The 25,947-nt window shown below is 70.3% G+C and carries 22 protein-coding genes and 1 riboswitch; of the genes, 11 read left to right on the forward strand and 11 right to left on the reverse strand.

The window, feature by feature from the left end; translation table 11 throughout:
* The first annotated feature begins 47 nt into the window (after positions 1–47).
* Entirely contained in the window at positions 48–1,616 is a 1,569-nt protein-coding gene (locus ACIBK0_RS08480; RefSeq protein WP_399077017.1) for a peptidoglycan DD-metalloendopeptidase family protein, read from the forward strand.
* A 39-nt stretch (positions 1,617–1,655) separates the two neighbouring features.
* Here the strand turns inward: ACIBK0_RS08480 and pcrA are convergent, their stop codons facing one another.
* Positions 1,656–4,148 carry a DNA helicase PcrA gene (pcrA, locus tag ACIBK0_RS08485; protein WP_399077019.1) on the reverse strand — a complete coding sequence of 831 codons (2,493 nt, stop codon included), beginning with the start codon at positions 4,146–4,148 and terminating at the stop codon, positions 1,656–1,658.
* A gap of 560 nt (positions 4,149–4,708) precedes the next feature.
* Positions 4,709–4,882: riboswitch (cyclic di-AMP (ydaO/yuaA leader) on the forward strand.
* A 7-nt stretch (positions 4,883–4,889) separates the two neighbouring features.
* Here pcrA and ACIBK0_RS08490 point away from each other — a divergent pair.
* On the forward strand, positions 4,890–6,053 hold the full coding sequence (locus ACIBK0_RS08490) for an NlpC/P60 family protein (protein WP_399077021.1): 1,164 nt from the start codon (positions 4,890–4,892) through the stop codon (positions 6,051–6,053).
* Positions 6,054–6,193: 140 nt separating this feature from the next.
* A complete protein-coding gene (locus ACIBK0_RS08495; RefSeq protein ID WP_399077023.1) occupies positions 6,194–7,210 on the forward strand; it encodes a tellurite resistance/C4-dicarboxylate transporter family protein in 1,017 nt (338 codons plus the stop codon).
* On the opposite strand, the gene ACIBK0_RS08500 is transcribed toward ACIBK0_RS08495, so the two are convergent.
* Entirely contained in the window at positions 7,188–7,541 is a 354-nt protein-coding gene (locus ACIBK0_RS08500; protein WP_399077025.1) for a hypothetical protein, read from the reverse strand. The two genes, ACIBK0_RS08495 and ACIBK0_RS08500, sit on opposite strands and share 23 nt — an antisense overlap.
* A 396-nt stretch (positions 7,542–7,937) precedes the next feature.
* Here ACIBK0_RS08500 and ACIBK0_RS08505 point away from each other — a divergent pair, with 396 nt between their 5' ends.
* Entirely contained in the window at positions 7,938–9,002 is a 1,065-nt protein-coding gene (locus ACIBK0_RS08505) for an NlpC/P60 family protein (RefSeq protein ID WP_399077027.1), read from the forward strand.
* 37 nt (positions 9,003–9,039) lie between these two features.
* On the opposite strand, the gene ACIBK0_RS08510 is transcribed toward ACIBK0_RS08505, so the two are convergent.
* Both ACIBK0_RS08510 and ACIBK0_RS08515 read right to left on the reverse strand, forming a co-directional pair.
* A complete protein-coding gene (locus ACIBK0_RS08510) occupies positions 9,040–9,909 on the reverse strand; it encodes an IS5 family transposase (RefSeq protein ID WP_399077029.1) in 870 nt (289 codons plus the stop codon).
* 231 nt (positions 9,910–10,140) lie between these two features.
* A complete protein-coding gene (locus ACIBK0_RS08515; RefSeq protein WP_399077031.1) occupies positions 10,141–11,694 on the reverse strand; it encodes a PLP-dependent aminotransferase family protein in 1,554 nt (517 codons plus the stop codon).
* Between the two features lie 28 nt (positions 11,695–11,722).
* Here ACIBK0_RS08515 and ACIBK0_RS08520 point away from each other — a divergent pair, with 28 nt between their 5' ends.
* Positions 11,723–12,553 (forward strand): L-histidine N(alpha)-methyltransferase, encoded by an 831-nt coding sequence (locus tag ACIBK0_RS08520; RefSeq protein WP_399077033.1) that lies wholly within the window; start codon positions 11,723–11,725, stop codon positions 12,551–12,553.
* Here the strand turns inward: ACIBK0_RS08520 and ACIBK0_RS08525 are convergent.
* Together ACIBK0_RS08525 and ACIBK0_RS08530 are read right to left on the reverse strand one after the other, a co-directional pair.
* Positions 12,550–13,335: a LuxR C-terminal-related transcriptional regulator gene (locus tag ACIBK0_RS08525; RefSeq protein ID WP_399077035.1), complete on the reverse strand. Its 786-nt coding sequence runs from the start codon at positions 13,333–13,335 to the stop codon at positions 12,550–12,552. The two genes, ACIBK0_RS08520 and ACIBK0_RS08525, sit on opposite strands and share 4 nt — an antisense overlap.
* Positions 13,332–14,657, reverse strand: a complete 1,326-nt coding sequence (locus ACIBK0_RS08530) for a PspC domain-containing protein (RefSeq protein WP_399077037.1) — start codon at positions 14,655–14,657, stop codon at positions 13,332–13,334. The genes ACIBK0_RS08525 and ACIBK0_RS08530 overlap by 4 nt, the downstream gene beginning before the upstream one ends.
* A 250-nt stretch (positions 14,658–14,907) precedes the next feature.
* Here ACIBK0_RS08530 and ACIBK0_RS08535 point away from each other — a divergent pair, with 250 nt between their 5' ends.
* Positions 14,908–16,329: a PspC domain-containing protein gene (locus ACIBK0_RS08535; RefSeq protein ID WP_399077039.1), complete on the forward strand. Its 1,422-nt coding sequence runs from the start codon at positions 14,908–14,910 to the stop codon at positions 16,327–16,329.
* Positions 16,316–16,540: a hypothetical protein gene (locus ACIBK0_RS08540; RefSeq protein ID WP_399077041.1), complete on the forward strand. Its 225-nt coding sequence runs from the start codon at positions 16,316–16,318 to the stop codon at positions 16,538–16,540. The genes ACIBK0_RS08535 and ACIBK0_RS08540 overlap by 14 nt, the downstream gene beginning before the upstream one ends.
* Here ACIBK0_RS08540 and ACIBK0_RS08545 read toward each other — a convergent pair.
* Both ACIBK0_RS08545 and ACIBK0_RS08550 read right to left on the reverse strand, forming a co-directional pair.
* Positions 16,537–17,067: a DoxX family protein gene (locus ACIBK0_RS08545; RefSeq protein WP_399077043.1), complete on the reverse strand. Its 531-nt coding sequence runs from the start codon at positions 17,065–17,067 to the stop codon at positions 16,537–16,539. The two genes, ACIBK0_RS08540 and ACIBK0_RS08545, sit on opposite strands and share 4 nt — an antisense overlap.
* Before the next feature lie 245 nt (positions 17,068–17,312).
* The gene (locus ACIBK0_RS08550; RefSeq protein WP_399077045.1) at positions 17,313–18,638 is read right to left on the reverse strand and encodes a hypothetical protein; all 1,326 of its coding nucleotides are present in this window, start codon (positions 18,636–18,638) and stop codon (positions 17,313–17,315) included.
* A 214-nt stretch (positions 18,639–18,852) separates the two neighbouring features.
* Here ACIBK0_RS08550 and ACIBK0_RS08555 point away from each other — a divergent pair, with 214 nt between their 5' ends.
* Complete coding sequence (locus ACIBK0_RS08555; RefSeq protein ID WP_399077047.1) at positions 18,853–19,734, forward strand: DUF4429 domain-containing protein; 882 nt, start codon at positions 18,853–18,855, stop codon at positions 19,732–19,734.
* Positions 19,735–19,745: 11 nt separating this feature from the next.
* Here the strand turns inward: ACIBK0_RS08555 and ACIBK0_RS08560 are convergent, their stop codons facing one another.
* The gene (locus tag ACIBK0_RS08560; protein WP_399077049.1) at positions 19,746–20,540 is read right to left on the reverse strand and encodes a class II aldolase/adducin family protein; all 795 of its coding nucleotides are present in this window, start codon (positions 20,538–20,540) and stop codon (positions 19,746–19,748) included.
* 164 nt (positions 20,541–20,704) lie between these two features.
* On the opposite strand from ACIBK0_RS08560, the gene ACIBK0_RS08565 reads away from it, so the two are divergent.
* Together ACIBK0_RS08565 and ACIBK0_RS08570 are read left to right on the forward strand one after the other, a co-directional pair.
* A complete protein-coding gene (locus ACIBK0_RS08565) occupies positions 20,705–21,259 on the forward strand; it encodes a hypothetical protein (protein WP_399077051.1) in 555 nt (184 codons plus the stop codon).
* Positions 21,260–21,320: 61 nt separating this feature from the next.
* A complete protein-coding gene (locus ACIBK0_RS08570; RefSeq protein WP_399077052.1) occupies positions 21,321–21,794 on the forward strand; it encodes a pyridoxamine 5'-phosphate oxidase family protein in 474 nt (157 codons plus the stop codon).
* Between the two features lie 9 nt (positions 21,795–21,803).
* Here the strand turns inward: ACIBK0_RS08570 and guaA are convergent, their stop codons facing one another.
* Positions 21,804–23,384, reverse strand: a complete 1,581-nt coding sequence (gene guaA, locus ACIBK0_RS08575; protein ID WP_399077054.1) for a glutamine-hydrolyzing GMP synthase — start codon at positions 23,382–23,384, stop codon at positions 21,804–21,806.
* Between the two features lie 477 nt (positions 23,385–23,861).
* Between guaA and ACIBK0_RS08580 the strand changes: the two genes are divergently transcribed.
* A complete protein-coding gene (locus ACIBK0_RS08580; RefSeq protein ID WP_399077056.1) occupies positions 23,862–24,146 on the forward strand; it encodes a chorismate mutase in 285 nt (94 codons plus the stop codon).
* 581 nt (positions 24,147–24,727) lie between these two features.
* Here ACIBK0_RS08580 and ACIBK0_RS08585 read toward each other — a convergent pair.
* Positions 24,728–25,879, reverse strand: a complete 1,152-nt coding sequence (locus ACIBK0_RS08585) for a hypothetical protein (RefSeq protein WP_399077058.1) — start codon at positions 25,877–25,879, stop codon at positions 24,728–24,730.
* Positions 25,880–25,947: the final 68 nt, after the last annotated feature.

Here is a 25,947-nt window from a genome sequence, read left to right on the forward strand (position 1 = left end):
ACCGCACTGCTCTGCCAGCCCCTGTTGTCGAGGCGAAAGAGAAGTTGGTGAACGACCGTCACCCGTCGGGGACCGTAACTCCCCCGGCTCCGGCTTCCGATGCCGCCTCGGCGCTCTACGCGTCATACGGCGGGCAGGAAGCCCAGTACGGCGACTTCACCACGTACGACGGCTACACCGCGACCGGTTTTGACGCCGGCGCCACCGGTACGGCTACCGGCGCCTACGCGACCGCGAGCTTCGAGACCGACCCCCTCTTCGGCGACATGCCGGGCAACAACACCGGTTCGTACGACGCCACGCAGTGGAGCACCGGCAGTCACCAGACGCTGAACTACGACCCGTACACCGCGCAGCACCAGGCCGCGTACGACACCGGAAGCTACGCAACGACCACGTGGGCGGCCGGCTACCAGCAGCTCGCCGACATCCCCGCGCAGCATCCGGGCCCCGAAGCCTCGGGCCAGTGGGACGCGACCGCCTGGCTCCAGCCCGAGCAGCCGCTCGACGGGACCCAGCAGTGGACCATCCCGGCCCAGGGCACGGGCGCGTACGACGCCACTCAGTGGAACACCGCCATCGGCCACGACCCGTACCAGGCGTACGAGCACCCGCAGCCGGAGTCGTACGAACAGCAGCACCCGCAGCCCGAGTCGTACGAGCAACAGCACACACAGCCCGAGTCGTACGAGCAGCAGCCCGAGTCCTTCGACCAGCAGGCGACCGCCACCTTCGAGCAGGTCTCGTACGAGCAACCCGCCGCCGACAAGGACGAGTTCGAGACCGCGGACGACAGCGGTGAACAGCACGAGACGCCGCTGCTCGACGACATGGAAGAGGTCATCCCGGCCCCCCGCGCCGCCTCGCGGTCCGGTTCCCGCTCCCGTCGCCGCAGCCCCGCGAAACGTTCCGCTCTGCTGACCGTCGCCGTGCCCTCCGCCTGTGTGATGGGGGTCGCCGGGATCGCCGCCGCCTCCGTGGGCAGCATCGGCGGGGACGACAGCAAGGACACGACGGCCAGCGCGGCCGACGCCACCTCGGTGAAACCGTCCGCCGCCAACAACAAGCTGGACACCCAGCTCCAGAGTCTCTCCGCGGGTGCCGACGACTTCGCCGACCGGGCCAGCCGGACGCAGGAACGTATCGACCTCAAGGCCGAGCAGGAAGCCCAGAAGAAGAAGGCGGCGGAGGAGGCGGCCCGCAAGGAGCGGCTGCGCCCGAAGTTCGTGCTCCCGGTGACGCAGAAGGGGCTCAGCGCCTACTTCGGTCAGGCCGGCATCAACTGGATGTCCGTGCACACGGGCATCGACTTCCCCGTCTCGTACGGCACGACCGTGATGGCCGCGACCGACGGAACCGTCCGCACACAGTGGAACAGCGCGTACGGGAACATGGCGATCGTCACCGCGAAGGACGGCACGGAGACGTGGTACTGCCACCTCTCCAGCTACAAGGTCGCCTCAGGCACCGCCGTGAAGGCCGGCGACCCGATCGCCTTCTCCGGGAACTCCGGCAACTCCACCGGCCCGCACCTGCACTTCGAGGTCCGCCCGGCCGGCGGTTCGGCGATCGACCCGCTGCCGTGGCTGCGCAGCCACGGCCTGGACCCGACGTAGGACGTAACCGTCCGCCGGGCCCCACCGCCCCCGTACCGGCTACAGCTTCTCCACCGGCGCGTACCGCAGCAGCAACCGCTTCGGCTTCGCCTCGCCGAAGTCGATCGTCGCCTCCGCGTTCGACCCCGTCCCCTTCACGCCGACGACGGTCCCGAGACCGAACTGGTCGTGGGTGACCCGGTCCCCGACCGCCAGCGAAACGACCGTCTTCTCGGAGACACCGCGGCGCGTCGCGAACCCGGAGGCACCCGAAGCCGCGGACCGCGACCGTGAGGACGACAGCGACGCAGCGACACCCGAGACCGGACCCGCCGACACGGGAGCCATCGCACCCGTGCGCTTCCACTCCAGGTGCGCGTCCGGGATCTCCTCCAGGAAGCGGGACGGCGGGTTGTACGAGGGCTGCCCCCAGGCACTGCGCATGGACGACCGGGTGAGATAGAGCCGCTCTCGCGCGCGCGTGATGCCGACGTACGCCAGGCGCCGCTCCTCCTCCAGCTCCTTCACCTGCCCCAGCGCGCGCATGTGCGGGAAGACGCCGTCCTCCATGCCGGTCAGGAAGACGACGGGGAATTCGAGACCCTTGGCGGTGTGCAGCGTCATCAGCGTGATGACGCCGTTGCCGTCCTCCTCGTCGGGGATCTGGTCGGAGTCCGCGACGAGCGCGACCCGCTCCAGGAAGTCGGAGAGCCCGCCCGCGGCCTCGCCCTCACCCGCCTCCTGCTCGAACTCCAGGGCCACGGCGGCGAGTTCCTGGAGGTTCTCGATACGGGTCTCGTCCTGCGGGTCGGTGGACGCCTGCAACTCGGCCAGATAGCCGGTGCGCTCGAGGACCGCCTCGAGGACCGTGGCCGGGCCGGCGCCCGACTCGACGATCGTCCGGAGGTCTTCCATGAGCGTGTTGAACCGCTTGACCGCGTTCGTCGAGCGCGCCGCCATCCCGTACGCCTCGTCGACGCGACGCAGCGCCTGCGGGAAGCTGATCTTCTCGCGCTGCGAGAGCGCGTCGATCATCGCTTCCGCGCGCTCGCCGATGCCGCGCTTGGGGACGTTGAGGATGCGGCGCAGCGGGACCGAGTCCTCGGGGTTGGACAGCACCCTGAGGTACGCCAGGACGTCCCGGACCTCCTTGCGCTCGTAGAAGCGGACGCCGCCGACGACCTTGTAGGGCAGGCCGACGCGGATGAAGACCTCTTCGAAGACACGGGACTGGGCGTTCGTACGGTAGAAGACCGCGACGTCGCCCGCCTTGGCCTCGCCCGCGTCGGTGAGACGGTCTATCTCGTCGGCGACGAACTGCGCCTCGTCGTGCTCGGTGTCGGCGACATAGCCCGTGATGTTCGAGCCCGCGCCCGCATTGGTCCACAGGTTCTTGGGGCGGCGGGATTCATTGCGCTCGATGACCGCGTTGGCGGCGGACAGGATCGTCTGCGTGGAGCGGTAGTTCTGCTCGAGCAGGATCGTCGTCGCGTCCGTGTAGTCCTCCTCGAACTGGAGGATGTTGCGGATGGTCGCGCCGCGGAAGGCATAGATCGACTGGTCGGCGTCACCCACGACGCACAGCTCGGCAGGGCCGAGGTCGTCCCCGCGGGGCGGCTCGTCCTCGGCGCGGGCACCGCGCGCCGGGCCGACGAGCTCCCGCACCAGCGCGTACTGCGCGTGGTTGGTGTCCTGGTACTCGTCGACCATGACGTGACGGAAACGGCGGCGGTAGTGCTCGGCGACGTCCGGGAAGGCGCGCAGCAGGTTGACCGTCGTCATGATCAGGTCGTCGAAGTCGAGCGCGTTGGCCTCGCGCAGCCGCGACTGATACATCGCATACGCCTGAGCGAGGGTCTTCTCGAAGCCGTCGGTGGCCTGGGCCGCGAAGTCCTCCTCGTCGATCAGCTCGTTCTTCAGGTTCGAGATCTTGGCGCTGAACGACTTCGGCGGGAAGCGCTTGGGGTCGAGGTCGAGATCACGGCAGACGAGTGCCATCAGCCGCTTGGAGTCGGCGGCGTCGTAGATCGAGAAGGAGGAGGTGAAGCCGAGCTTCTTGCTCTCGCGGCGCAGAATCCGCACACACGCACTGTGGAAGGTCATCACCCACATCGCGCCCGCACGCGGGCCGACGAGGTGCTCGACGCGCTCCTTCATCTCGCCCGCGGCCTTGTTGGTGAAGGTGATCGCGAGGATCTGGCCCGGGTGGACATTCCGCTCGGCCAGCAGATACGCGATCCGGTGCGTGAGCACGCGGGTCTTGCCGGAGCCCGCGCCGGCCACGATGAGCAGCGGGGAGCCGGAGTGCACCACGGCCGCGCGCTGGTTCTCGTTCAGCCCGTCCAGTAGTGCCGCGGAGTCCACGGCAGGCCGGTGGGCGCCGTCGCGGTAGTACGCGTCCCGGTCCGGGGGCACGTCGAACTTCCCGCCGAACAGATCGTCCGGAACGGGCTCCGGTACGTGATCGTCCTCGGGCGGCGGCGGGGGTTCTTCCTCGTGGGCCCGGGAGGGCTTGAGGTCCGCCAGGAAGCTGTCATCAAAGAGGCTGCTCATCGCTCTCCGAGTCTAGGCGGCCGCACTGACACCCCGCCGCCACCCTGAAAACTCGACCGGATCTCGTGACGCGGACAAGAACTCGGTCGGGTGGGTCCAGTGGCACGGCTCGGGAGCCGACGATCTTCCAGTGTCGGCCGCCACGATCTTCCTACCTTCCGAAATCGCCTCGTCACGTTCGGTGATCGATCGGGCCGGGGCTTACAGACCTTGAGGGGAGACGGCCACCAGGTCGCTGCTCACCGCGCCTCACGGCCTCGACGCCTCGACGCCTCAGCGCCTCAGCGCCTCAGCGAGAGTCTTGCGGCCGTCGGGGGGATGCGGAGCCGCCGCCCCGGAAGACCTCGGTGACCGCCACCGGGAGCCGATAACGAGACGGGCGTCGCCACTCCGGACAACTCACCACAGACCCTTCCGGATTAACTGCGCGGAGTGATGCCCAGGGTCAAGGTCACGAAAATGTATCGGGCATATCGCACATCAAACTTCACAGGAGCCACACGCGTTGGCTACCGTGCCGGGCAGGCCGCTCGACACCCACCGGCGAACGACGCCGGGCCGTGCGGCCTCCGCTCAATCCGGTGCGCCCCCGTGGCAGCCGGAGCCGGGGACCCAACCGACCTTGGGGTGAATCGGTCCAACTGCCTTGTGGGGCAAGGACCGTAGGGCAAACCTTCCGGATCCACCCGCCCGAACCCGACAGCTAACTCGGTAGGCGGATGACGGAAGGAGTCGCCTCTCTTGGCGTCGCACCGCAAATGGCGTCCTACGGGTACGCGCGTAGCAGGCATACGGACCCCCGCCCTCGCGACGGCGGCTCTCACCTCCGTCGCCCTGCTCTCCCAGACGGCGAACGCCGCCCCCTCGGCCGAACCGAAGCCGAGCCTCGAAGAGGTCGAGAAGAAGGTCAACGACCTCTATCACCAGGCCGAGACGGCCACCGACAAGTACAACGCGGCCAAGGAGAAGACCTCCAAGCAGCGCAAGCAGGTCGACACCCTCCTCGACGACGTCGCCAAGCGCACCGAGAAGCTCAACACCGCGCGTGAGGAGCTCGGTTCGTTCGCGGCGGCGCAGTACCGCACCGGGGCCGCCGCCCCTGACACCGCGACCCTCCTGCTTGCCGACAACCCGCAGGACTACTTCGACCAGACCCAGCTGATGAGCCGTCTGACCACCCGCCAGAAGGCGGCCGTCGACGACTACATCACCGAGCAGGCCGCCACCACCAAGAAGCGCACGGAGGCCGCCAAGAGCCTGGAGACGCTGACCAGCTCGCAGACCGCGCTCAAGACGTCCAAGGCCGACGTTCAGCACAAACTCACCGCGGCCCGCGAACTGCTCTCGAAGCTGACCGCCGAGGAGAAGGCGCGGCTGGCGGCGATCGAGAAGAAGAAGAAGGAGGAGGCCGACCGCAAAGCAGCCGAGCTGGCGCAGCAGCAGGCCGCGGCCGAGAAGGCCGCAGCGGAGAAGGCGGCCCAGCAGGAGTCCTCGTCGAGCACCACGACCGGCTCGTCCGGCTCGACGACCACCGACTCCTCGTACGCGACGAAGGCGGCGAAGGCTCTCGCGTTCGCCCGCGCGCAGATCGGCAAACCGTATGTGTGGGGCGCGACAGGCCCGGACTCCTACGACTGCTCGGGCCTCACCCAGGCCGCCTGGAAGGCCGCCGGCGTCTCGCTCCCGCGCGTCACCACCGACCAGGTGAACGCGGGCACCACGGTCTCCCTCACCGACGCCCAACCCGGTGACCTGGTCTTCTTCTACGACGACATCAGCCACGTAGGCCTCTACATCGGCAACGGAATGATGATCCACGCACCGAAGCCCGGGGCGTACGTCCGCGAGGAGTCGATCTACTACGCCGGGGCCTCGATCATCCACAGTGTGGTGCGCCCGGCGTAGACCGTTCCGCGAGCAACGCTTTGTGCGGGGCGCGCGCGAGTGGAGCTTGTCCTGCTCCAGTCGCGCGTGCCCCGCGTTTTCGTGCCCGCCGCGCGCGTGCCCCGCGGGTAACTCGTCCGAAGATCCCTAGCATCAGGCGCATGCCAGCCATCTCCCAGCTCCGCGCCTGGTGGGCGCAGCGGCCGCCCGCCGCCGGTGCCGCCGTCATGGCCACCGGCATCGTCTCGATCGGGCTGCATCTGACCGGCTACGAGTTCCTGTCCCGTATCTCGCTGGTCCTGGCGTGCGCCGCCTGGCTCGCGCTCGCCGCGGACTTCGGCGTACGCCTCCTGTGGGACCGCGCGGGGTGGCTGGAGGAGGCTTGCACGCCTCCCGGGCTCACCGCCGTCGCGGCGACCACCGTGCTGGGGACCCGGCTGTCCGTGCTGGGGTGGCAGAGGCCGGCCGAGGCCCTGCTCGCGCTGTCGGCCGTGCTGTGGCCGGTGCTGCTCCTCGTCGTCCTACGGCACTGGAAGCGCCGTATGCCGGGAGGGGTGTTCCTGGTGTGTGTGGCCACGCAGGGACTCTCGGTGCTGTGCGCCACGCTCGCCGCGGCCGTCGGCCCGGTGTGGCTCGCGCACACCGGGCTGGTGCTGTTCTGGCTGGGGATCGTGCTCTACGGAGTGGCGTTCGCGCACTTCGACGTCCGGGAGGTGGTACGGGGCGCCGGAGACCAGTGGGTCGCGGGCGGCGCGCTCGCCATCTCGGCGCTGGCGGGGGCCAAGCTCATCGCCGCGCACCACGTGAACCCGTACCTGTGGAACGACGACGACAGCGAAGTCCTGCGCGCCGCGACCGTCGCGCTCCTCGTGCTCGCCTTCGCCTCCTACTGCGTCCTCGCCGTCGCGGAGCTGGGGTGGCCGAGGCTCCGCTACGACGTGCGCCGCTGGGCGACCGTCTTCCCGATGGGGATGACGGCGGTGGCGTCTCTGTCGGCCGCGACCGCCCTCGGCGTCACCGGCCTCAAGGGGCCCGGGCAGGTGCTGCTGTGGATCTCGGTGGCGGCGTGGCTGGCCGTCGCGGCGGGAGCGGTCCACGTGATGATCACGGCCGGAACGCACCGTCCGACCGGTTCGGACAGGCCGACCGGCCCGCTCAGGTCCAGAGCACCGCGATGAAGATGTTCGCGGTGGTCAGCAGGCCGACGAGCCCGAAGAGGCCCTTGTCCACCTTCTCGTCGTCCCGCTTCACATAGACGAGCCCCAGGATCACGATCAGCAGGGCCAGCTTCACGCCGATCTTGATGTTGTTGACCGGATGGTCGTCGGCCTGGTTGAGGCCGACCAGGACGACGCCCGTGACCAGCATGGTCAGCGCGCCGTGCAGCATCGCCGGGACGAAGCGGGCGGTGCCCCGGCCCATCGCCTTCATCTGGGTGAGGAAGCCGCCGAGGAGCGAGGCGATGCCGATGATGTGCAGGCCGACGAAGAGATGGATGAGTACGTCCATGAGGCCGGAGCCTAATCGGACGCCCGAGTCGCTCTTGTCACCGGGCCACCCCTTGTAACCCATAGCACCGGGGCCCCCCGGTTGTCCCGGATTCGCCGCATCGGTCATCGCGCTGCGTGAAGTCGGCGGCGCAGGGCGGGGATCACGGTCACATACGGTCACTGGACGATCCAGTGCCGCCAGTTCCGTACATGGCGTTACCGGCCCCTCACTCCCAGGTTTAACGTCCTCCACCAGGTGACCGGCTCCCCACCGCCGCCCGGGCCAGGGGCGGCCGTCGGCCACCACCGCCGAGAAGGTCCGGCGGCGGCCTGCTCCCCCTGTGTGGGCCGCCGCCGGACGTGTCGCCGCTTGACCGCGCTCCCCTCGCGGTCGTACGGAAGGATGTGGGCCCTCGTGGCAGCGCACCGCAAGCCCAGTCAGCGCTCGCTCGGTGGAAATACGGCCCGCACAGCCGCCACGATCGCCCTCGCGGGCGCGGCGACGGCGACCGGCTTCGACGGGACCGGGCACGCCGATCCGCAGCTGTCTCCGGCGCAGGTGAAGGCCAAGGTCGACAAGTTGTACGAGGAGGCGGAGGTCGCCACCGAGAAGTACAACGGCGCCAAGGAGAAGGCCGACAAGGCGGAGGAGCGGCTCAATTCGCTGCGCGACGAGGCGGCGCGCAAGGAGGACCGGCTCAACTCGGCGCGGGACGCGCTGGGTTCGATAGCAGCGGCGCAGTATCGCAGCGGCGGCCTCGACCCCGCTCTGCAGCTGGCGCTCTCCGACGATCCCGACCAGTACCTGGACGGGGCCGCGTTCGCCGAGCGGGCGGGCAGCCGGCAGGCGGCGGCCGTGGGCCGCGTACGCAAACAGCTGCGGGAGATCGAGCAGTTGCGCGGTGCCGCCCACGTCGAGCTGGCCTCTCTCAAGTCGCGGCAGGCCGAGCTGAAGCGGCACAAGAAGACGATCAACGGGAAACTCGGCGCGGCACGGCGGCTGCTCTCGCAGCTCGCCCCCGATCAGCGCGCGCAGCTCGGCGAGGCCGGCGGCGTCGGCCTGCACGCCTCGCGCTCCGCGGCCCGCGACCTCGGCCCGGTGTCGTCGTCCGGCACCGTCGCCGCCCCCAACTCCCGTGCGGCGGCGGCCGTCTCGTACGCCTACCAGAAGCTCGGCAGCCCCTACGTCTGGGGGGCCACGGGCCCCGACGCCTTCGACTGCTCCGGCCTCGCCCAGGCCGCGTACCGCTCCGCGGGCATCTCCCTGCCGCGTACGACCTATGCGCAGATCAACGCCGGTCTGCGCGTCGCACGCTCCGAGCTCCTCCCCGGCGACCTGGTGTTCTTCTACTCGGGCATCAGCCATGTGGGCATCTACGTGGGCAACGGCATGATGATTCACGCTCCGAACCCGACGGCTCCGGTGCGGCTGGCTCCGATCGACGAGATGCCGTTCGCGGGGGCCACTCGGGTGGTGTGACCCATGGGACTCTCAGAGGTCGTTTTCTCCCGATGTTTCATCCCGGAATACACGTTTGATCCCGGGATGTCGGGTCACGCCAGGAGATGGTGGCTTCGCCGGTGAGACGGCGGGCCATCAGGTCGGTCATGGCGAGGTGGATCATGGCTTCGGAGCGGGCGGGCAGGGTCTCGTAGTCGCGGGCCAGGCGGCGGTGGAACATCAGCCATCCGTAGGTCCGCTCCACGGTCCAGCGTTTGGGCAGCGGAGTGAATCCCCTGGTCCCGGGGGTGCGTTGGACGATTTCCATGTCGATCCCGAGGGTGGCGGCGTGCTCGACGAGGTGCTGGCGGTAGCCGCCGTCCACCCAGACTTTCCGGATCGTGGGGTGGGCGGCCGCCACCTGGTCGACCAGATGGGTTCCTGCGACGGAGTCCTGCACGCTCGCGGCCGTGACCAGCACTGCGAGCAGCAGTCCGAGGGTGTCGGTGACGATGCTCCGCTTGCGTCCGACGATCTTCTTCGCCGCGTCCGTGCCCTGCCCAGCGGCCGGGACGCTGGTGGAGGTCTTCACGCTCTGCGCGTCGATCACGCACGCGGACGGCTCCGCACCCTTGCCCTCCTGCTGCCGTAACAGCCTGCGGAGCACGTCGGTGAGCTGGGCGAACACGCCGCCGTTCTGCCACTTGGCGAAGTAGCCGTAGCAGGTCTCCCAGGGCGGGAAGTCGTGTGGCAGGTAGCGCCACTGCACGCCGGTGCGGTCGACGTACAGGATCGCGTTCATGATCTCGCGCAGGTCGTGCTCGGGCGGGCGTCCGATGTTCAGCGCATGCCGGCGCCGCTCGGCCCGCCAGGCGCTGAGCACCGGCTCGATCAACGCCCAGCGGGCATCGGACAGATCACTCGGATAGGGGCGACGTTCGGCCATGACCTGGACGTACCGCCAGTCAGGGGCGTGCGCCCAGGCGTGCACCGCAAGCAGTGGAAGCACGGACCACGCGACGGGCGTCTTGGGATGAGACAGGCGTAAGCCGCACCCCGTCCCAGCCGTCACCCCATGCGGCGCATCCGCCACGCCCACTCCACCAAGCCCGCCGGGATGACGACACCCGACCGAAAAGCCCTGGATAAAGCGCACTTCACAGGTGAAAACGACCTCTCAGTGGAGGTCTCGTAGCGCCTCGCCGATCGCGGTGACTCCCTCGGCGATGGCCGTGGCCGGGGACGCGGCATAGCCGAGGAGCAGTCCGGGCGGGCCGCCCGGGCGGTGGCGGTGCCAGGAGAGCGGGTGGGTCTTGACGCCACGGGCGAGGCAGGCGGCGGCGAGGTCGGTGTCCGTCCACGTGGGCCCCCGGCCTCCCTCGAAGGTGATCAGCAGGTGGAGTCCCGCCGCGGCACCGTGCACCACCGCGTCCGGCAGATGGTCGCGAATCGCCGTGATCATGGCGTCGCGGCGGCGCCTGTGCCGGCGGCGCAACAGCCGCAGATGCCGCTCCAGTTCGCCCGACTCCATGAGCCGGGCGAGTACGAGCTGGGGCAGGGCGGCGTTGCCGAGGTCGGCGAAGCGTTTCGCGGACACCAGCGCGTCGTGGTGGCGGGGCGGCGCGAGCACCCATCCCGTACGGAGTGCGGGAGCCAGCAGCTTGGACACGCTGCCCGCGTAGCAGACCCGTTCGGGCAGCATGGACCGCAGCGCGGGCACGGGCGGCCGGTCGTAACGGTGCTCGGCGTCGTAGTCGTCCTCCACGATCACCCCGCCGTCCGCGGCCCATCGCATGAGCGCCCTGCGCCGCGCACCCCCGAGCACGACTCCGGTCGGGAACTGGTGCGCCGGCGTGAGCAGCACGGCTCGGTGCGCCCACAGTTCGTCCACCCGGACACCCTCGGCGTCGACGGACACGGGCGGGGTACGGAGCCCCTGACGCCGCAGATGCTGCCGGACCCCGAGCGAGCCGGGGTCCTCCACGGCGATCTCCGCCATCCCGTCCGCGCGCAGCACCTGCCCGATCAGCGCCAGCGCCTGCGCCGTCCCCGCCACGACGATCACCTCGTCGGGCTCGGCCCTGATCCCCCGGTTCCGCGCCAGCCAGTGCGCGATCGCCCGCCGCAACTCCGGTGTCCCCCGCGGATCCCCGTACCCGAACCCTGATGCGGGCAGCCCCGCGAACACCTCCCGCTCGGCGCGCAGCCAGGCCGCCCGCGGGAACGCGGTGAGGTCGGGGACGCCGGGCGAGAGGTCGATACGGGCGGGGGCGGATCGGATCAGGTCGAAGATGTCGTCGCCGGGTGGGGTGGTGAACACCTCTTCAGGGGCGGCGAGTCGAGACGTTCCGATGGGCAGGGTGGTGGTGGCGACGGCAGGACGTTCGCGCCGCGCCGGGTCGCGGGCCGGCTCCACCGGCAGCGCGGGCGCCGCCACGACGACCGTTCCGTTGCGGCCCCGGCCCGCCACATGTCCGTCCTCCGACAGCCTCTGGTACGCCTCTGTCACCACCCCACGGGAGACGCGGAGCTCGGCGGCGAGGACCCGGGTCGCCGGGAGCCGGCTCCCGAGCGGCAGCCGTCCGTCGGAGATCGCCCGCCGCAGCTCCCCCGCCAACCAGTCGGCACGACCGCCGAACGGAGCGTCGTCGATGTCGAGTTGGAGGAAGTCGGACCCTGCCGACGCGCTACCTATGGACCTGTCACCGGGGTCACCATTGGACCTGTTCACCGAGCCATTGTCGACCGAAGCTCGGCTCATGACCACGCCCATCGAGTACGTACACGGCTACTCCGCCCACGAGACCCGCCGCCTCGGCGACCAGGCCGACACCCTTGCGGCGCTGCTGCACTCGGGCACGGCGTACCCCGCGGGCAGCAGGGTTCTCGAGGTCGGCTGTGGGGTGGGCGCGCAGACGGCGCACCTGGTGACGGCGAGCCCGCGGGCGCACTTCACGGCGGTCGACGTCTCGGCCGACTCCCTCGCCCAGGCCCGCGCCCGCGTGACGGCCCAGTCCCCCGACGCCCAGGTGTCCTGGCACCAGGCGAATCTTTTCGAACTCCCTTTTCCCGACGCCTCCTTCGACCACGTCTTCGTCTGCTTCGTCCTGGAGCACCTGGCCGTCCCGCGCCACGCCCTCACCGCCCTGCGCCGGGTGCTGCGCCCCGGCGGCACCCTCACCGTCATCGAGGGCGATCACGGCTCCACGTTCTTCCACCCCGACAGCGCCTACGCCCATGCGGCGATCGACTGCCAGGTCCAGCTCCAGTCCACAGCGGGCGGCAACGCCCTGATCGGCCGCCAACTGCACCCGCTCATCAGCGACGCCGGCTACGAGAACGTCGTGGTCCGCCCCCGCACGGTCTACGCGGACCGCTCCCGCCCCACCCTGGTGAACGGCTTCACCCGCAACACCTTCATCGCCATGATCGAGTCCGTACGCGAAGACGCCCTCGCCGCGGGCCTGATGACCCCGTCGGACTGGGCACGGGGCATCGCGGACCTGCACCGCACGGCCACCGCCGACGGCACCTTCCACTACACCTTCTTCAAGGCCCACGCCGTGAACCCCGGTGATGCCGTCGACTAGACCAGCCGCCGCGCTGTCGCCCACCGCGTCAGCTCGTGGCGGTTCGACAGCTGGAGCTTCCGCAGTACCGCCGAGACATGGGACTCGACCGTCTTGACGGAGATGAACAGTTGCTTGGCGATCTCCTTGTACGCGTAGCCACGGGCGATGAGGCGGAGGACCTCGCGCTCGCGCTGGGTGAGGCGGTCGAGGTCCTCGTCCACGGGCGGGGCGTCGGTCGAGGCGAACGCGTCGAGGACGAATCCGGCCAGGCGGGGCGAGAAGACCGCGTCGCCGTCCTGGACACGGAAGATGGAGTCCACGAGGTCCGTGCCGGTGATCGTCTTGGTGACATACCCCCGGGCACCACCACGGATCACCCCGATGACGTCCTCCGCCGCGTCCGACACGGACAGCGCGAGGAAGCGGACCGGCTGCTCGGCGTCACCCATCAACGGGGCACAGCGACGCAGCACTTCGACACCACCGCCGCCCGGCAGATGGACGTCGAGCAGGACGACCTCGGGCCGGGTGGCCGTGATGACGGTGACCGCCTGGTCGACGTCGGCGGCCTCGCCGACCACCTCGACACCGGTCCGCTCGGTCTGACCGATCTCGGCCTGCACGCCCGTACGGAACATCCGGTGGTCGTCGACGAGCACGACCCGCGCACGACGCCCGGCACCCGCCCCTGTATTGGCACCGGCCGACCCGGCCGCGTCCACGGCCTCTTCGGATGCGGCGGCCGAAGGCGTCTCCTCCGCAGAACTGCCGGACTCCACAGGCCCGTTCACGTCGCTCATGACGTCTTCTCCGCCCTTTCCATCTCCAGCTCGACCTCCGTGCCGCCGTCCGGCACCGCGCGCAGTCGCGCCGTACCGCCGTTGCGCTCCATGCGGCCGATGATCGATTCTCTAACGCCCATGCGGTCGGCGGGTATCGCGTCGAGGTCGAAGCCGGGGCCGCGGTCGCGGACGGACACGAAGACCGTCCTGCCCTCGACTTCGGCGTAGACCTGCACCGCGCCGCCCTCGCCACCGTACTTGGCCGCGTTCACCATCGCTTCCCGCGCGGCCTGCATCTGTGCGGTCAGGCCTTCGTCGAGCGGACAGTCACCGACGACCACGACCTCGATCGGGACGCCGTGCTTGTCCTCGACCTCGGCGGCATGGCGCCGGACCGCTTCGGCGAGGGTGTCGGGCTCGTCGGCCTCGTCCTTCCCGGTCCCCTCCGGCTTGTAGAGCCAGGCGCGCAGGTCTCGCTCCTGGGCGCGGGCGAGCCGTCGCACCTCGTTGCCATTGTCCGCGTTGCGCTGGATCAGGGTCAGGGTGTGCAGCACGGAGTCGTGGACATGGGCGGCGACCTCGGCCCGCTCCTGAGCGCGGATGCGCATCAGGCGCTCCTCGGAGAGGTCCTGGGTCATACGGACGAGATAGGGGCCGGCGAGCAGCGCTATGCCGACGAGGACCGCGAGGGCGGCCTGGAGGACCGACCCGAGGTGGGCTGCCGAACCCTGGAGGACGAATATTCCGGAGACTCCGGCCGTGACCAGCAGGACGCCCGCCGCGGAACGCAGCAGCGTGAGCGTACGGCGGCGGCGGCCCACCTCCACCCAGCGGGCCCGCCGCGCGTTGTCCGCCTGGCGCCAGACCAGGGCGACGCCCGCGCCGACGAGGACCGTCGGCCACAGATACGCCTTGGCTCCCCCGCCGAGGTTCACATTGCCGACGAAGACCATGGCCACGACGACCATGAGGAGCAGGGCCACGATCTGGCCCTTGTCCGGCTTGCGGGCCACCAGTCTGCGGCGGCCGTCGGGCGCGGTCTCGGTGCTGAAGGCCGGTGTGCGCCCGGAACCGACGCCGCCGACGCCGAGCGGCACGAAGAACCAGAACGCTGCATACAGCAGCGCCCCCAGCCCGTCCGCCATGAACAGTCCGACGAACACCAGCCGCACCCAGATCACGGGCAGCCCGAGATGCCCGGCGAGCCCTCGCGCCACGCCCCCGAGCCAGCGTCCGTCGCTGCTGCGGTAGAGCTTGCGCGTGGGCCGCGGGTCGTCGAGGGGCAGGGCTGCGGCTTCCGGCATGCCATCGATGTTCACACGCTTGGCGGGCCTGGGCATCAGGGTCGACCCCCGAGAGGCCCCTGATCTTCGGAAAACCATCGACCGATGCCCGGAAAACCATCGATCGAGGCTCGGGAAACCGGTGATCGAACCTCGGGGAACGGTGATCGATGCCCGGAAGCCGGTGATCGATCCTCAGGAAGCCGGTGGGTGAAGCCCCGCCCCGGCCCCCGTCAGGGCCGATATCAGGGTTCGGCCAGGGTCATCCCGACTGCCGTCGCGCCTCCTCGCCCGTCACCATGGACACATGACAGATCAGCAGCACGCGGCAGCGGAGCCGGACCCCGGCCCCGGCCCGGGCGCCCCACCACCGGGCACCGGGCCTCGGGACGCCGTGCCGCCCGCACCGGGCCCCGCCAAAGGTGCGGAGCCGCGCGCGCACGAGGACCCGGCCGCGCGCGAGGTCCCGCGCAGGTTCCGGCGCGACCACCGCCAGAAGATGCTGGGCGGGGTGTGCGCCGGTCTCGGCCGGCACTGCGAAATGGACCCGGTGATCTTCCGGATCGTGCTCGCGGTGCTCTCCGCGACCGGCGGCATCGGCCTCATCTTCTACGGCTTCGTGTGGCTGTTCGTTCCGTACGACGACGAGGAGGAGAACGAGGTACGCAAGCTGCTCACCGGCCGCGTGGACGGCCAGGCGCTGGCGGCCGTGCTCTTCGCGCTGGTCGGCTGCGGAGTGTTCCTCTCCATGCTCAACAACGGCGGGGTGCTGACCTTCGCCGTCGTCCTCTCGCTCCTCCTGGCCGGCGCGGGGTACTGGTCGCAGCAGCGCGGTGCCCCCGACCCCGACCCGCTTGCCGCCCAGGCCGTCGCCGACGCCCCGCCCGAGGCGCAGGCACCGCCCGTGCCCGCCTCGTATCCCTCCTGGTGGCGCGACCCGATCGTCAAGGACGGATCCCACGTCGGCGGCACCGGCTATCTCTGGGGACCGGAGGACGCACGGGACCGGGACGTCGCGGCGGCGATCACCATCGCCCGCGGCACGACGCGCCAGGACATACGCGACCAGCGCTCGACGCGGCAGCCGAAGCCGCGCGGTCCCCGCTGGATCGGCGGCTGGGTCTTCCTGCTCGCGCTCCTCGCGGGAGGCCTCGGCACCGGCCTCACCTGGAACGATCATGCGCTCGGCACCAGCCTGCAGACCGGCCTGGCCTGCGCGCTGATCGTGTTCGGCCTCGGCATAGCCATCAGCGCCTTCCTCGGACGTACGGGCGCGGGATCGATCTTCCTGGCGGTGCTCACGGCGGCCCTGCTGGCAGCCTCCGCGGCGCTCCCCAAGGACATCAGCACGCACTGGACGCGAAAGGATTGGACACCCACTGCCACCGCCCAGTTGCGGAAGAACTACGACCTCGGGACCGGCGTCGGCACCTTGGACCTCACCCATCTCGACCTGGCCAAGGGCCAGACGGTGACGACGAGCGCCGAAGTGGGCGTCGGCAGGCTCAAGGTCGTCATCCCCAAGGACGCGACCGTGAAGCTGAACGTGGACGTGGGCGTCGGAGACATCCAGCTGCCGGGCGACGACAAGAAGGACGTGGACGTGGAGCCGGGCAAGTCCAAGCAGGTGACGCTGTCACCCACGACCGCCGACAAGAACGGCGGCACGCTCGACCTCGACCTGCATGTGGGCGTGGGCCAGGCGGAGGTGATCCGTGCTACGTCATGAGTTCCAGCCGGGAAAGCTGGTCGCGGGGTTCTTCCTCACCGTCGTCGGCGTCGCCTTCGCCGGTGACGCGGGGGGCGTCTGGGAGACCCCTTGGTTCGTCGTGATCCCCGTCGTCACGGGCGGCCTCTGCCTGGCCGGCGCGGTCGCCCTCCTGACCCACGGCCTGCGCAGACGCCGCGCCGAGCCCAGGCGGCCGGACGTGAGCGCCTAGCGATACCCTCCGGCGCGTTGCCTGCGCCGGGCTCGCAGGGCCGCGTCCACGGAGAAGACCGAAGCACCCGCGAGAACGAGAGGAAGCCAGGCCATCAGGTAGGCGAGATCGTTGCCGTAGTAGTACGGGTCGGACGCCCAGCTCACCGTCAGCCACAGGCTGAGGGAGATGAGGGCTCCGCCCACCGCGGCGAGACGGGCCAGCAGCCCGATCAAAGTACCGATACCGACGGCCAGTTCACCGAAGGCGATGGCGTAGCCGAAGCCGACGGGGTTCTTCAGGGACAGGTCGACCAGGGCCGGGATGGCCGAGGAGTCACGCACGGTGCGCATCATGTCCCCGATCGAGCCCGCGCCGGAGTCCTTCATGAAGGCGCTGTTGGTGAGTTTGTCGAGGCCGGCGTAGATGAAAGTGACGCCGAGGAAGACGCGTAGGGGCAACAGGGCGTATCGGGTGGCGGAGTCCCGCCAGTCCCGCCTCTCGTCGAGATAGGGGGCGTGCGTGTCCGTCCGCATACCGTGAGTCATCGCTCTCCGCCGCCTCTCGCTCACGTGCCGTTGGCCCCTCAAACAGACCATACGTACGACAGCGGGCCCCCGCTCAATCCCCGGGAGCCCGTTTTCTCGCCTTCACCCAGCCGACCGCACCTCACAGCCACCCGCCACCGTATTTTCGCCCCCTCTGCCCCTATCCGTCCCCTACCTGGGGGCTGCCCACGCACCGGCGCACACCCGACCTCAACCACCAGCGCACCGCGCGGCAGCGCCCCCCCTCAGTCCGTCACATCGATCGCGCACCGGTTCGTCTCGACCCCGGCCGCCGTGACCACCTGCACTTCCACCCGCCCCGGCTCCACATCCACCGGCACGGGCACGGTCAGCACCGCATCCGTGGGGTTGCTGAACCCTCCGGCCACCGGCACCAACGGCACGTGCACATGCACCGCCCCGATCCGGACCACCATCCGCGACAACCGATCGGCCGTCTGCGCTCCGGGCGGCACGAACCCCGCCCCCCGGATCTCGATGTCGTCGCCGGTGCGGATCGGCGCGTCCAGGTCGCCCGCCTCGCGGGCGCGGACGACGGAGAGGATCACGGGACGCCCACCGTCGGCGTACTTCCCGGCAAGATACGTGGCGGCCGACACCAGCACCAGCAGCGCCAGCCCCCAGGGCAGATCCGGCAGCTGCGAGGGCCGCCGAGCCAGCCGCACGGCCGCGAAGGCGAGAGCGACCGCGCTGATCACGACGTACTGGATGTCGGCGAAGCTGCCCCGCCCGGAGTCGTCGGTCAGCAGATCGGCGGCGCGCGGCCGGTCCGCACGCACCTTCTGCAGGCGCTGCCCCAGCACCCGCAACCCCACCACCCGTCGCACCAGCACCGCGATCCCGCACACCACCGCGACGACGGTCACCACACCGGCGCCCCGGGCGAGTTCGAGACCGGCGATCAGTTCGTCCCGCGAGCGGTGCGCGGAGGCCACCGCGAGCTGCCCCACCAGCACGAGCACCGCGAACACCACGAAGAGCACCCACCCGGCCGCCACCGCACGCGAGGTGGAGAGACGATTGTCCTCGCCGATGACGGGGGCGAGGGCGCCCCCACGGGCCCGGTGCAACCAGGCCGCACCCGTCAGCAGTCCGGCCAGGACGAGCGCCGCGAGCAGCCCGGACGTCCGCGCGGCCGTCCACCCCGCACCGATCGCGGTGAGCGCCTGCACCAGGAGCAGCGCCACGGCGGCACCCCAGACCGCATACGCGGTGTACCGCCACAACCGCCCCAGCCACGCCTCGCCCTCGACCCGACCACGCTCCGCCACGAGGTCGGCGGACTGTGTCAGCTCGTCGGAGACCCACTGCCGGGACGCCGAGGCCGAGTGCGCGACGGCGGCGGGCAGCCCGTGCCCGGACGCCAACTCGTCGCGCTTCGCGAGGAATTCGGCGACAGCGCGCCGATGTCCCGCACGCGCCCCGTGCGGGCAGTCTCCACAGGTGCAGCCACCTTCGTGCGCACCCTGCTCCGCCCCGTGCCCGGAACCACGCGCAGCACCACCCCCGGCACCCCGCCCCGCACCGTGTCTCGCCTCCTGCACCGCCACGCCCGCTGCCGCCTTCCCCGCGCCGAGAACTCCCGTGCGGCCAGACCTTCCGTACGCCTGACTGCCGTACAACTGCCGTGCCGTACAACTGCCTTACCACTGCCTCGCGATGACAGCGCATTGTGCCGTACGAAACACCGCTCGCATCCGCCAGGTCTGGTCAGGCGGGTGAAGCGCGGTTACCCCGTGTTGACCCGGCTGGGAGAATTTCTCCATGGCCGAGATCATCCAGCGCGACGGGACCTGGGCCTTCGACGGCAACACGGTCAGGATCACGCCGGGACTCCACCGCTCCGTGCCGCTGTTCCGGCAGACGTACGGAGAGATCGCCGTTCCCCTGGAGGCGGTATCAGGCATCGTCTACGAACCCGAACGCAAACGCGGCCGCCTGCGCCTGAGGCTCCGCGAGGGCGCCGACCCTCTTCTGCAGGCGACCGGGGGGCGGCTGCCCGAGGCGGCCGACCCCTACAAACTCACGGTCGACATCGACCGTTCCGGGGTCGCCGAGTACGTCGCCGAGGAGATCCGCCGCGCACTGCTCCTGGACCAGATCCCCAAGGAGCCGGCGAAGACCTATCTCCTGTCCGGCCCGCCCGTCCCGGTGTCCGTCCGTTCCAGCGACGGTACGGTCTCCTTCGACGGCACGCAGGTGCGGCTCGACTGGGCGGACACCTCCGACCGGGTCAAGCGGGCGACGGGCCCGCGGATCATCGCCGTGGGCGACCTGGTACAGGTGGAGTGGCTGCCCAACTCCGGTTACGAGGACGGTTTTCTGCGCTTCGTGACGCGCGAGACGGTCTTCTCCAAACTGCCGCCCGAGAAGGACCCGTACGCCCTCGACCTGTGGGGCAGCGCCCGCCGCGACCTCCTCACGGCGCTCGTCGCCACCGCGGTCACCGCCCGCCTGCCGCATCCGTCCACCCGCACCGGCGAGTACGTGGACCACCCCCAGCTCGTCTCCGCCGTACCGCCGCAGTCCGACCACCACGACGTACTCCTGCGCCGGCTACGGGAGTTGGGCGAGCTGCACCGCGACGGCGTACTGACGGACGAGGAGTTCGCGACCACGAAGGCGGCGGTACTGCGCGGATTCTAGTGTCGCGCGTCTCACGACAGCAGATCCGGTTCGCTGCGGCTGATGTCCTGCCACAGCGGCTGGTAGTTGATCCACGCCACGAGGTCGCCGCCGAGCTGTTCACGGGTGGCGACCGCCTGCTTGTGGTCGATGAGGATCGGCCGCCCGGCGGCCTTCGCGGTGAGCTGCACCTGGCTCGACCGCTCCATCGACAGGAACCACCAGGCGGCGGCGTCGACCGAGTCGCCGACGGTGAGCAACCCGTGATTGCGCAGTACGAGCGCCTTGCGGGTGTCGAGCGCGGCGGCGATCCGACGCCCTTCCTCGGCATCCACGGCGACACCCGTGTACGCGTCGTACAGGGCGTGGTCCTGGTAGAAGGCGCAGCTCTCCTGGGTGATCGGGTCGAGCAGGTCGCCGAGCGCGGACAGGGCGCGCCCGTGCACGGAGTGGCAGTGGGCGACGGCGACCACGTCGGGCCGGGCGGCGTGCACCTGGGCGTGCACGGTGAACGCCGCCTGGTTGATGTGGTAGCGGCCCTCGATCACCTGCCCGTCCTGGTTGGCCATGACCAGGTCGCTCACGGTGACGTGCTTGAACGGCATCCCGAAGGGGTTCACCCAGAAGCAGTCGCTGTACTCCGGGTCGCGCGCCGTGATGTGCCCGGAGACCCCGTCCTCGAATCCGAGCCGCCCGAAGATCCGCAGCGCTCCGGCCAGCCGTTCCTTGCGGTGCCGCCGTTCGTCCTCCGGCGACTCGTGCATCGGCGGCATGGCGAACCGCAGCTGGTCGGTGGGCAGGGGCAGCGGCGGGGTGGGCCCGTGCATATGTCCTCCAGCACTGGCGTGTTCGGTACGGAGCGGAAGTTACCCCCGGTCAGCGCAGGAGAACAGAGCAGTTCGGTGAAGAGATGAGCACAACCGTGGCCCGAGGTCACTTGTCTGCCTGGATGTACCGATGCCGACGAGCCGGTGGACCCCAGGAGGCACGTATGAACCGCGCAGAGCGGCGGATCCGCGCCCTGCTCCGACAGCTCACGGAGCGGGACTTCGTCGTCCTCAGCGATCTCGGCGGCTCCCCGCGCCGGCTCGCCGTGCTCACCTACGTCGCCGAGCAGCACGGTTTCCGCTACGCGGAGACGCACCGGGTGGGCCGGGCACTGCAGGTCCACGTCGTACGGGAGGGGCGCGCGAAGGAGCGGGCAGAGCGACGAGCGGAGGAAGCGGCGGACGCGCGACCGCTGGACTCGACCGCGGCCCCAGGGCTGCGTTCCGGCACCCTGAGACCGCTGCCGGAGGCGGCGCAGGCCGTCCGGCGGCTGCGGGACCGGATCGAGCTCGATGCCCTGTCCGAGGATCTGAGCGTGCGAGCCCGGTCAATGATCATGACTGGCTGCGCCCTCTTCCTGGGTCTGTTCCTTCTCGTCTCCGGTTGGCAGGCGGCGCTCGCCGGCTTCGCCGCCATGGAGGCCGTGTTCATGGGCTTCCTGTATGGGGAGGTCGCCCGCCGCCGGAGACTCGCCCGCCGTGTCCACACGGCCGTCTGACCTTTGAGCGGGCCCAGGAAACCAGACAGAAGATGTCGGGTATCAACGCGACACTCGCCGTATGACGTCGAACTGGGCAGCCTTCACCACCGCCGAACCCGACCTCGCCAAGAAGATCGAGGACCGCTTCGGAAGCTTCACTCACCACGTGCTCGCGACCCTCCGCAAGGACGGTTCGCCGCGCACCACCGGCCTCGAAGTCCGTTTTCTGCACGGCGAGCTCTGGCTCGGCATGATGCCGAACTCCCTCAAGGCGCTGGACCTGCGCCGCGACCCGCGCTTCGCACTGCAGGCGAATCCGGGGCCGGGCACGGAGATGGCGGGTGGCGACGTCCGGATCAGCGGGCGGGCGATCGAGGTCGACGATCCGACGACGAAGGCCGCGTACGGGAAAGAGGTGGAACCGCCGCAGCCGTTCCACCTCTTCCGCACCGAGCTGACGGAGGTCGTACGGACCTACGTCGAGGACGACACGTATCTGGTCGTCGAGATCTGGAAGCCAGGAGAGCCGGTGCGCGCTCTCAGGCGGAAGTGAGCCGGGGCGTCACTCCCACTCGATGGTGCCCGGGGGCTTGGAGGTCACGTCGAGGACGACGCGGTTGACGTCCGCGACCTCGTTCGTGATCCGCGTCGAGATCTTGGCGAGGACGTCGTACGGCAGGCGCGACCAGTCGGCCGTCATGGCGTCCTCACTCGACACCGGACGGAGCACGATCGGGTGGCCGTACGTCCGGCCGTCGCCCTGGACGCCGACGGAGCGGACGTCCGCGAGCAGAACCACCGGGCACTGCCAGATGTCACGGTCGAGACCGGCGGCGGTCAGCTCCTCGCGAGCGATCGCGTCGGCCTCGCGGAGCAGGTCGAGCCGCTCCTTGGTGACCTCGCCGACGATACGGATGCCGAGACCGGGGCCGGGGAACGGCTGGCGCTGGACGATCTCGTCCGGCAGGCCGAGCTCCTGGCCGACCATCCGGACCTCGTCCTTGAACAGCTTGCGCAGCGGCTCGACGAGCTCGAACTCGAGGTCCTCGGGGAGGCCGCCCACGTTGTGGTGGGACTTGATGTTGGCCGTGCCGGTGCCGCCACCGGACTCGACCACGTCCGGGTAGAGCGTGCCCTGGACGAGGAAGGCGACGTCCTCGCCCTCCGCGGCCTCGGCGATGATCTCCACCTGCGCCTGCTCGAAGACCCGGATGAACTCGCGGCCGATGATCTTCCGCTTCTCCTCGGGGTCGGAGACCCCGGCCAGCGCGGCGAGGAAGCGCTCCTCCGCATCCACGACCTTCAGCTGTACGCCGGTGGCCGCGACGAAGTCCTTCTCGACCTGCTCGGTCTCGCCCTTGCGCATCAGACCGTGGTCGACGTACACGCAGGTCAGCTGGGAGCCGATGGCCTTCTGTACGAGGGCGGCGGCGACGGCGGAGTCCACGCCGCCGGACAGACCGCAGATGGCGCGCTTGGTGCCGACCTGCTCGCGGATGAGTGCGACCTGCTCGTCGATGACGTTGCCGGTGGTCCAGGAGGGGGTGAGCCCCGCGCCGCGGTACAGGAAGTGCTCCAGCACCTGCTGGCCGTGCGTGGAGTGCATGACCTCCGGGTGGTACTGGACGCCGTACAGCTTCTTCTCGTCGTTCTCGAAGGCCGCGACCGGGACGACGTCCGTGGAGGCCGTGACGGTGAAGCCCTCGGGGGCGGCGGAGCAGGCGTCGCCGTGCGACATCCACACCGACTGCTCGTCCGGGGTGCCCTCGAAGAGCGAGGAGCCGGGCTTCGAGACGTGCAGCGGCGTACGGCCGTACTCGCGGGCGCCGGTGTTGTCGACCGTGCCGCCGAGGGTCGTCGCCATCAGCTGGAAGCCGTAGCACATGCCGAAGACGGGGACACCGGACTCGAAGATCTCGCGGTCCAGGCGCGGGGCGCCCTCCGCGTACACCGACGAGGGGCCGCCGGAGAGGATGATCGCCGCCGGGTTCTTGGCGAGCATCTCCTGGACCGGCATGCTGCTCGGCACGATCTCGCTGTAGACCCGGGCCTCGCGGACGCGACGGGCGATGAGCTGGGCGTACTGCGCACCGAAGTCGACGACCAGGACGGTGTCGGGGGCGGCGGGGGACGCTTCTGGCACGGTTTGCCTTCCGGCGGTGAGCAAGGGGTGTGTGTGCTGCCGATTCTACCGGGGGCTGAGGCGGGGGCGCCTACGGCGGTTTTTTCTCCCCCTCCGCCCCCGCCCGACCCTTACCCGGGGCTCCGCCCCGGACCCCGCCGGCTTGTTCCTCGACCGCGGCCGGTGGGGGCTTGTCGCGCGATTCCCCAGGCCTCTTTCAGGGGCGGAGGGGCGAGGGAAACCCCTGGACCCGCACCCCCGGATCTCAGCATCCGAACCCGCTTGGACCCCGCCCTCCCCCAGGGGCATACTGCTCCCATGCTCACGCACCAGACCTTCGCGTTTACCTATGGCAACCGGCCCACCGGCTGCCATGGTCGTGCTGCTTGAGCAACTGACAAGCGACTTCCCAGGCGCCCCGGGCCGACAAGGCCCGGGGCGTCTGTCGTTTCCGGGACCTGCCGCTCCGGGGCACCCCTTCCACCGAGGAGCCCCACCATGGCCGACGTACTCGACAAGACCGGCGCCCGCACCGACGAGGCCGCCGACGTGATCACCGGCGCCCGTGAGCGCATCGACGCTCTCGACGACCGGATCATCGGTCTCGTCCAGGAACGCATGGCGGTCTCGGCGGTGATCCAGGAGGCCCGGATCGCCTCCGGCGGCCGCCGGGTGAACCTCTCGCGCGAGATGGAGATCCTCGGCCACTTCAGGGACGCGCTGGGCAAGCCCGGCACCACGCTGGCCATGACCCTGCTGGAGCTGTGCCGGGGTCGTATCTGAATCCCGCGCACGGCACATGAACCCGTACTCGGTGCACGCACGTACGCATTCCGTCTCACCCGTACGGCGCGTGACCGCCTTGCCGCGGGCTTCGTTGGTCCCGGTGTCCGTGTCAGCCAGGGGCGGGCCCGAAAGAACCACGCGTGGCTTCGCTGGAGCGGTGAGGCGTACGGATCGTGCCGTGCGTCGTGGGACCTCGCTCCAGGGATGTGACCGGACGGCAGGGGACAGCAGCCCGGTCACTCAAGAGAACGGTCGGCCCCGGGGACGCCCGGGGCCGACCGGCGGAATCTGTTCAGAGGTGGTCCAGGCGGTTGCGGAGGCCGTTGCCCATCCAGCACGATGCGAGAACAGCCCACGAGAACAGCCCCACGTCCCGACTGCCAATGGTCGACACCACGTGCGCGACCCTCGCGCGCCGGGGCGCACGACCGGGTGGTCACCCCCGGACCAGCGGCGCAACCCCCCGGCGCCGCTCCCAGGCACCGGCGCTGCCCTGACGTCGGTGCTGACGAAGAAGGGCCCCGCGGCTCCGTCCCCGCGGGGCCCTTCGCCATGCCGTCACTCCCCGCCCTCGACGCTCAGGTGCGGGACACCGTCCCGCAGGTGTCCGGGGCGGAGCGCTCGATGTCACGGCTGCGGTCGTACGGGTCGGTGGTGGGCCCGCTCGGGGGCGCACCCGTGGGAGCGGCCGAGGCGAACTGCGGGTGCAGGAAACCGTCGTAGACGTCACAGGCGGAGTTGGCCAGATCCTGGTCGAACCGGAGGATCCACAACTTGCCCGGGGTGGCCCGGTACTTCCTCGGGTCGGCGACCTCCACGTCGAGGACGCGGCGCACGATGGTGCGGGTCACCTCGGTCGAGCCCTTGTCGGCGGGGGCCACCGGATACACGAAGGTGTAGTCGGCGTGGACGGCGACGGACGCGTGCTCGCCCGCCTTGAAGGTCATCCGACCGCGCGTCTTGACCACGTCCCCGACCAGTCGCGTCTCGCCGGGATCGAAGCGGCTGAAGAGCGCCAGCGGATCGCGCTCCTTGCCCGGCTCGCGCAGCCGGCTCTTCACGTCGTCGAGCAGCTTGGGCTGCTTGGGATCGAGGGTGGCGAGCGCGGTTGCGGGGCGATCGCCGCGCAGAGTGGCCGGGTTGAGATTCGCGTCGATGAGCAGGGCCTTCGTCTGCCGCAGGGCCGTGGCCACCTGAGCTCGGGTCAGTGAGCCGACCGGAGCGGCCTTCGGTACGACGATGCCGGCCGCGCCGTCGGCCCAGCCCTCGGCGGGCGATCCGGCGAACGGCCTGTCCAGGGTGGGTGTGTCGGGCGCCGCGGAGGAGGGCGGTGCGGTCGGGGCCGCCGTTTCCGGCGGCAGCGAGGCGGCGGCCGCAGGGACGTCGGACGACGTGCCGAACGGATCGCCGGGCAGCAGCGACGGCTTCATCGCCACGACCGCCGCCGCGATCGCGAGCGGCACGCCGATGATCGCCCACAGGCGACGGCGACGGGTCGCGCGAGCGTTCGTTTCCTGCCATGCGGGGCCCGTTCGCCAGCCCTCCGGCTGAGCGCCCCGCGCCTCCTGCTGCCGCAGCCGCTCCGTCACCATGCGCGCCCGCGCGGAAGGCTCCTTCGGCGCCGACTGCCGGATGTCGCGTTCGCTGTCGCGGGCGAACCGCTCCCACACATCGTCAGGGACGGCGGGCTCCCCGGATTCCCCGGTTTCCTCAGGCTGCTTGTCAGACACGAAGGTCAGTTCTAGGCGGTTCGAATGGCTGTCCACAAGGCGCACTTGGATGTGACTCAGCCCACATA

This window comes from Streptomyces sp. NPDC050564 (assembly GCF_044457265.1).
Lineage (GTDB): Bacteria > Actinomycetota > Actinomycetes > Streptomycetales > Streptomycetaceae > Streptomyces.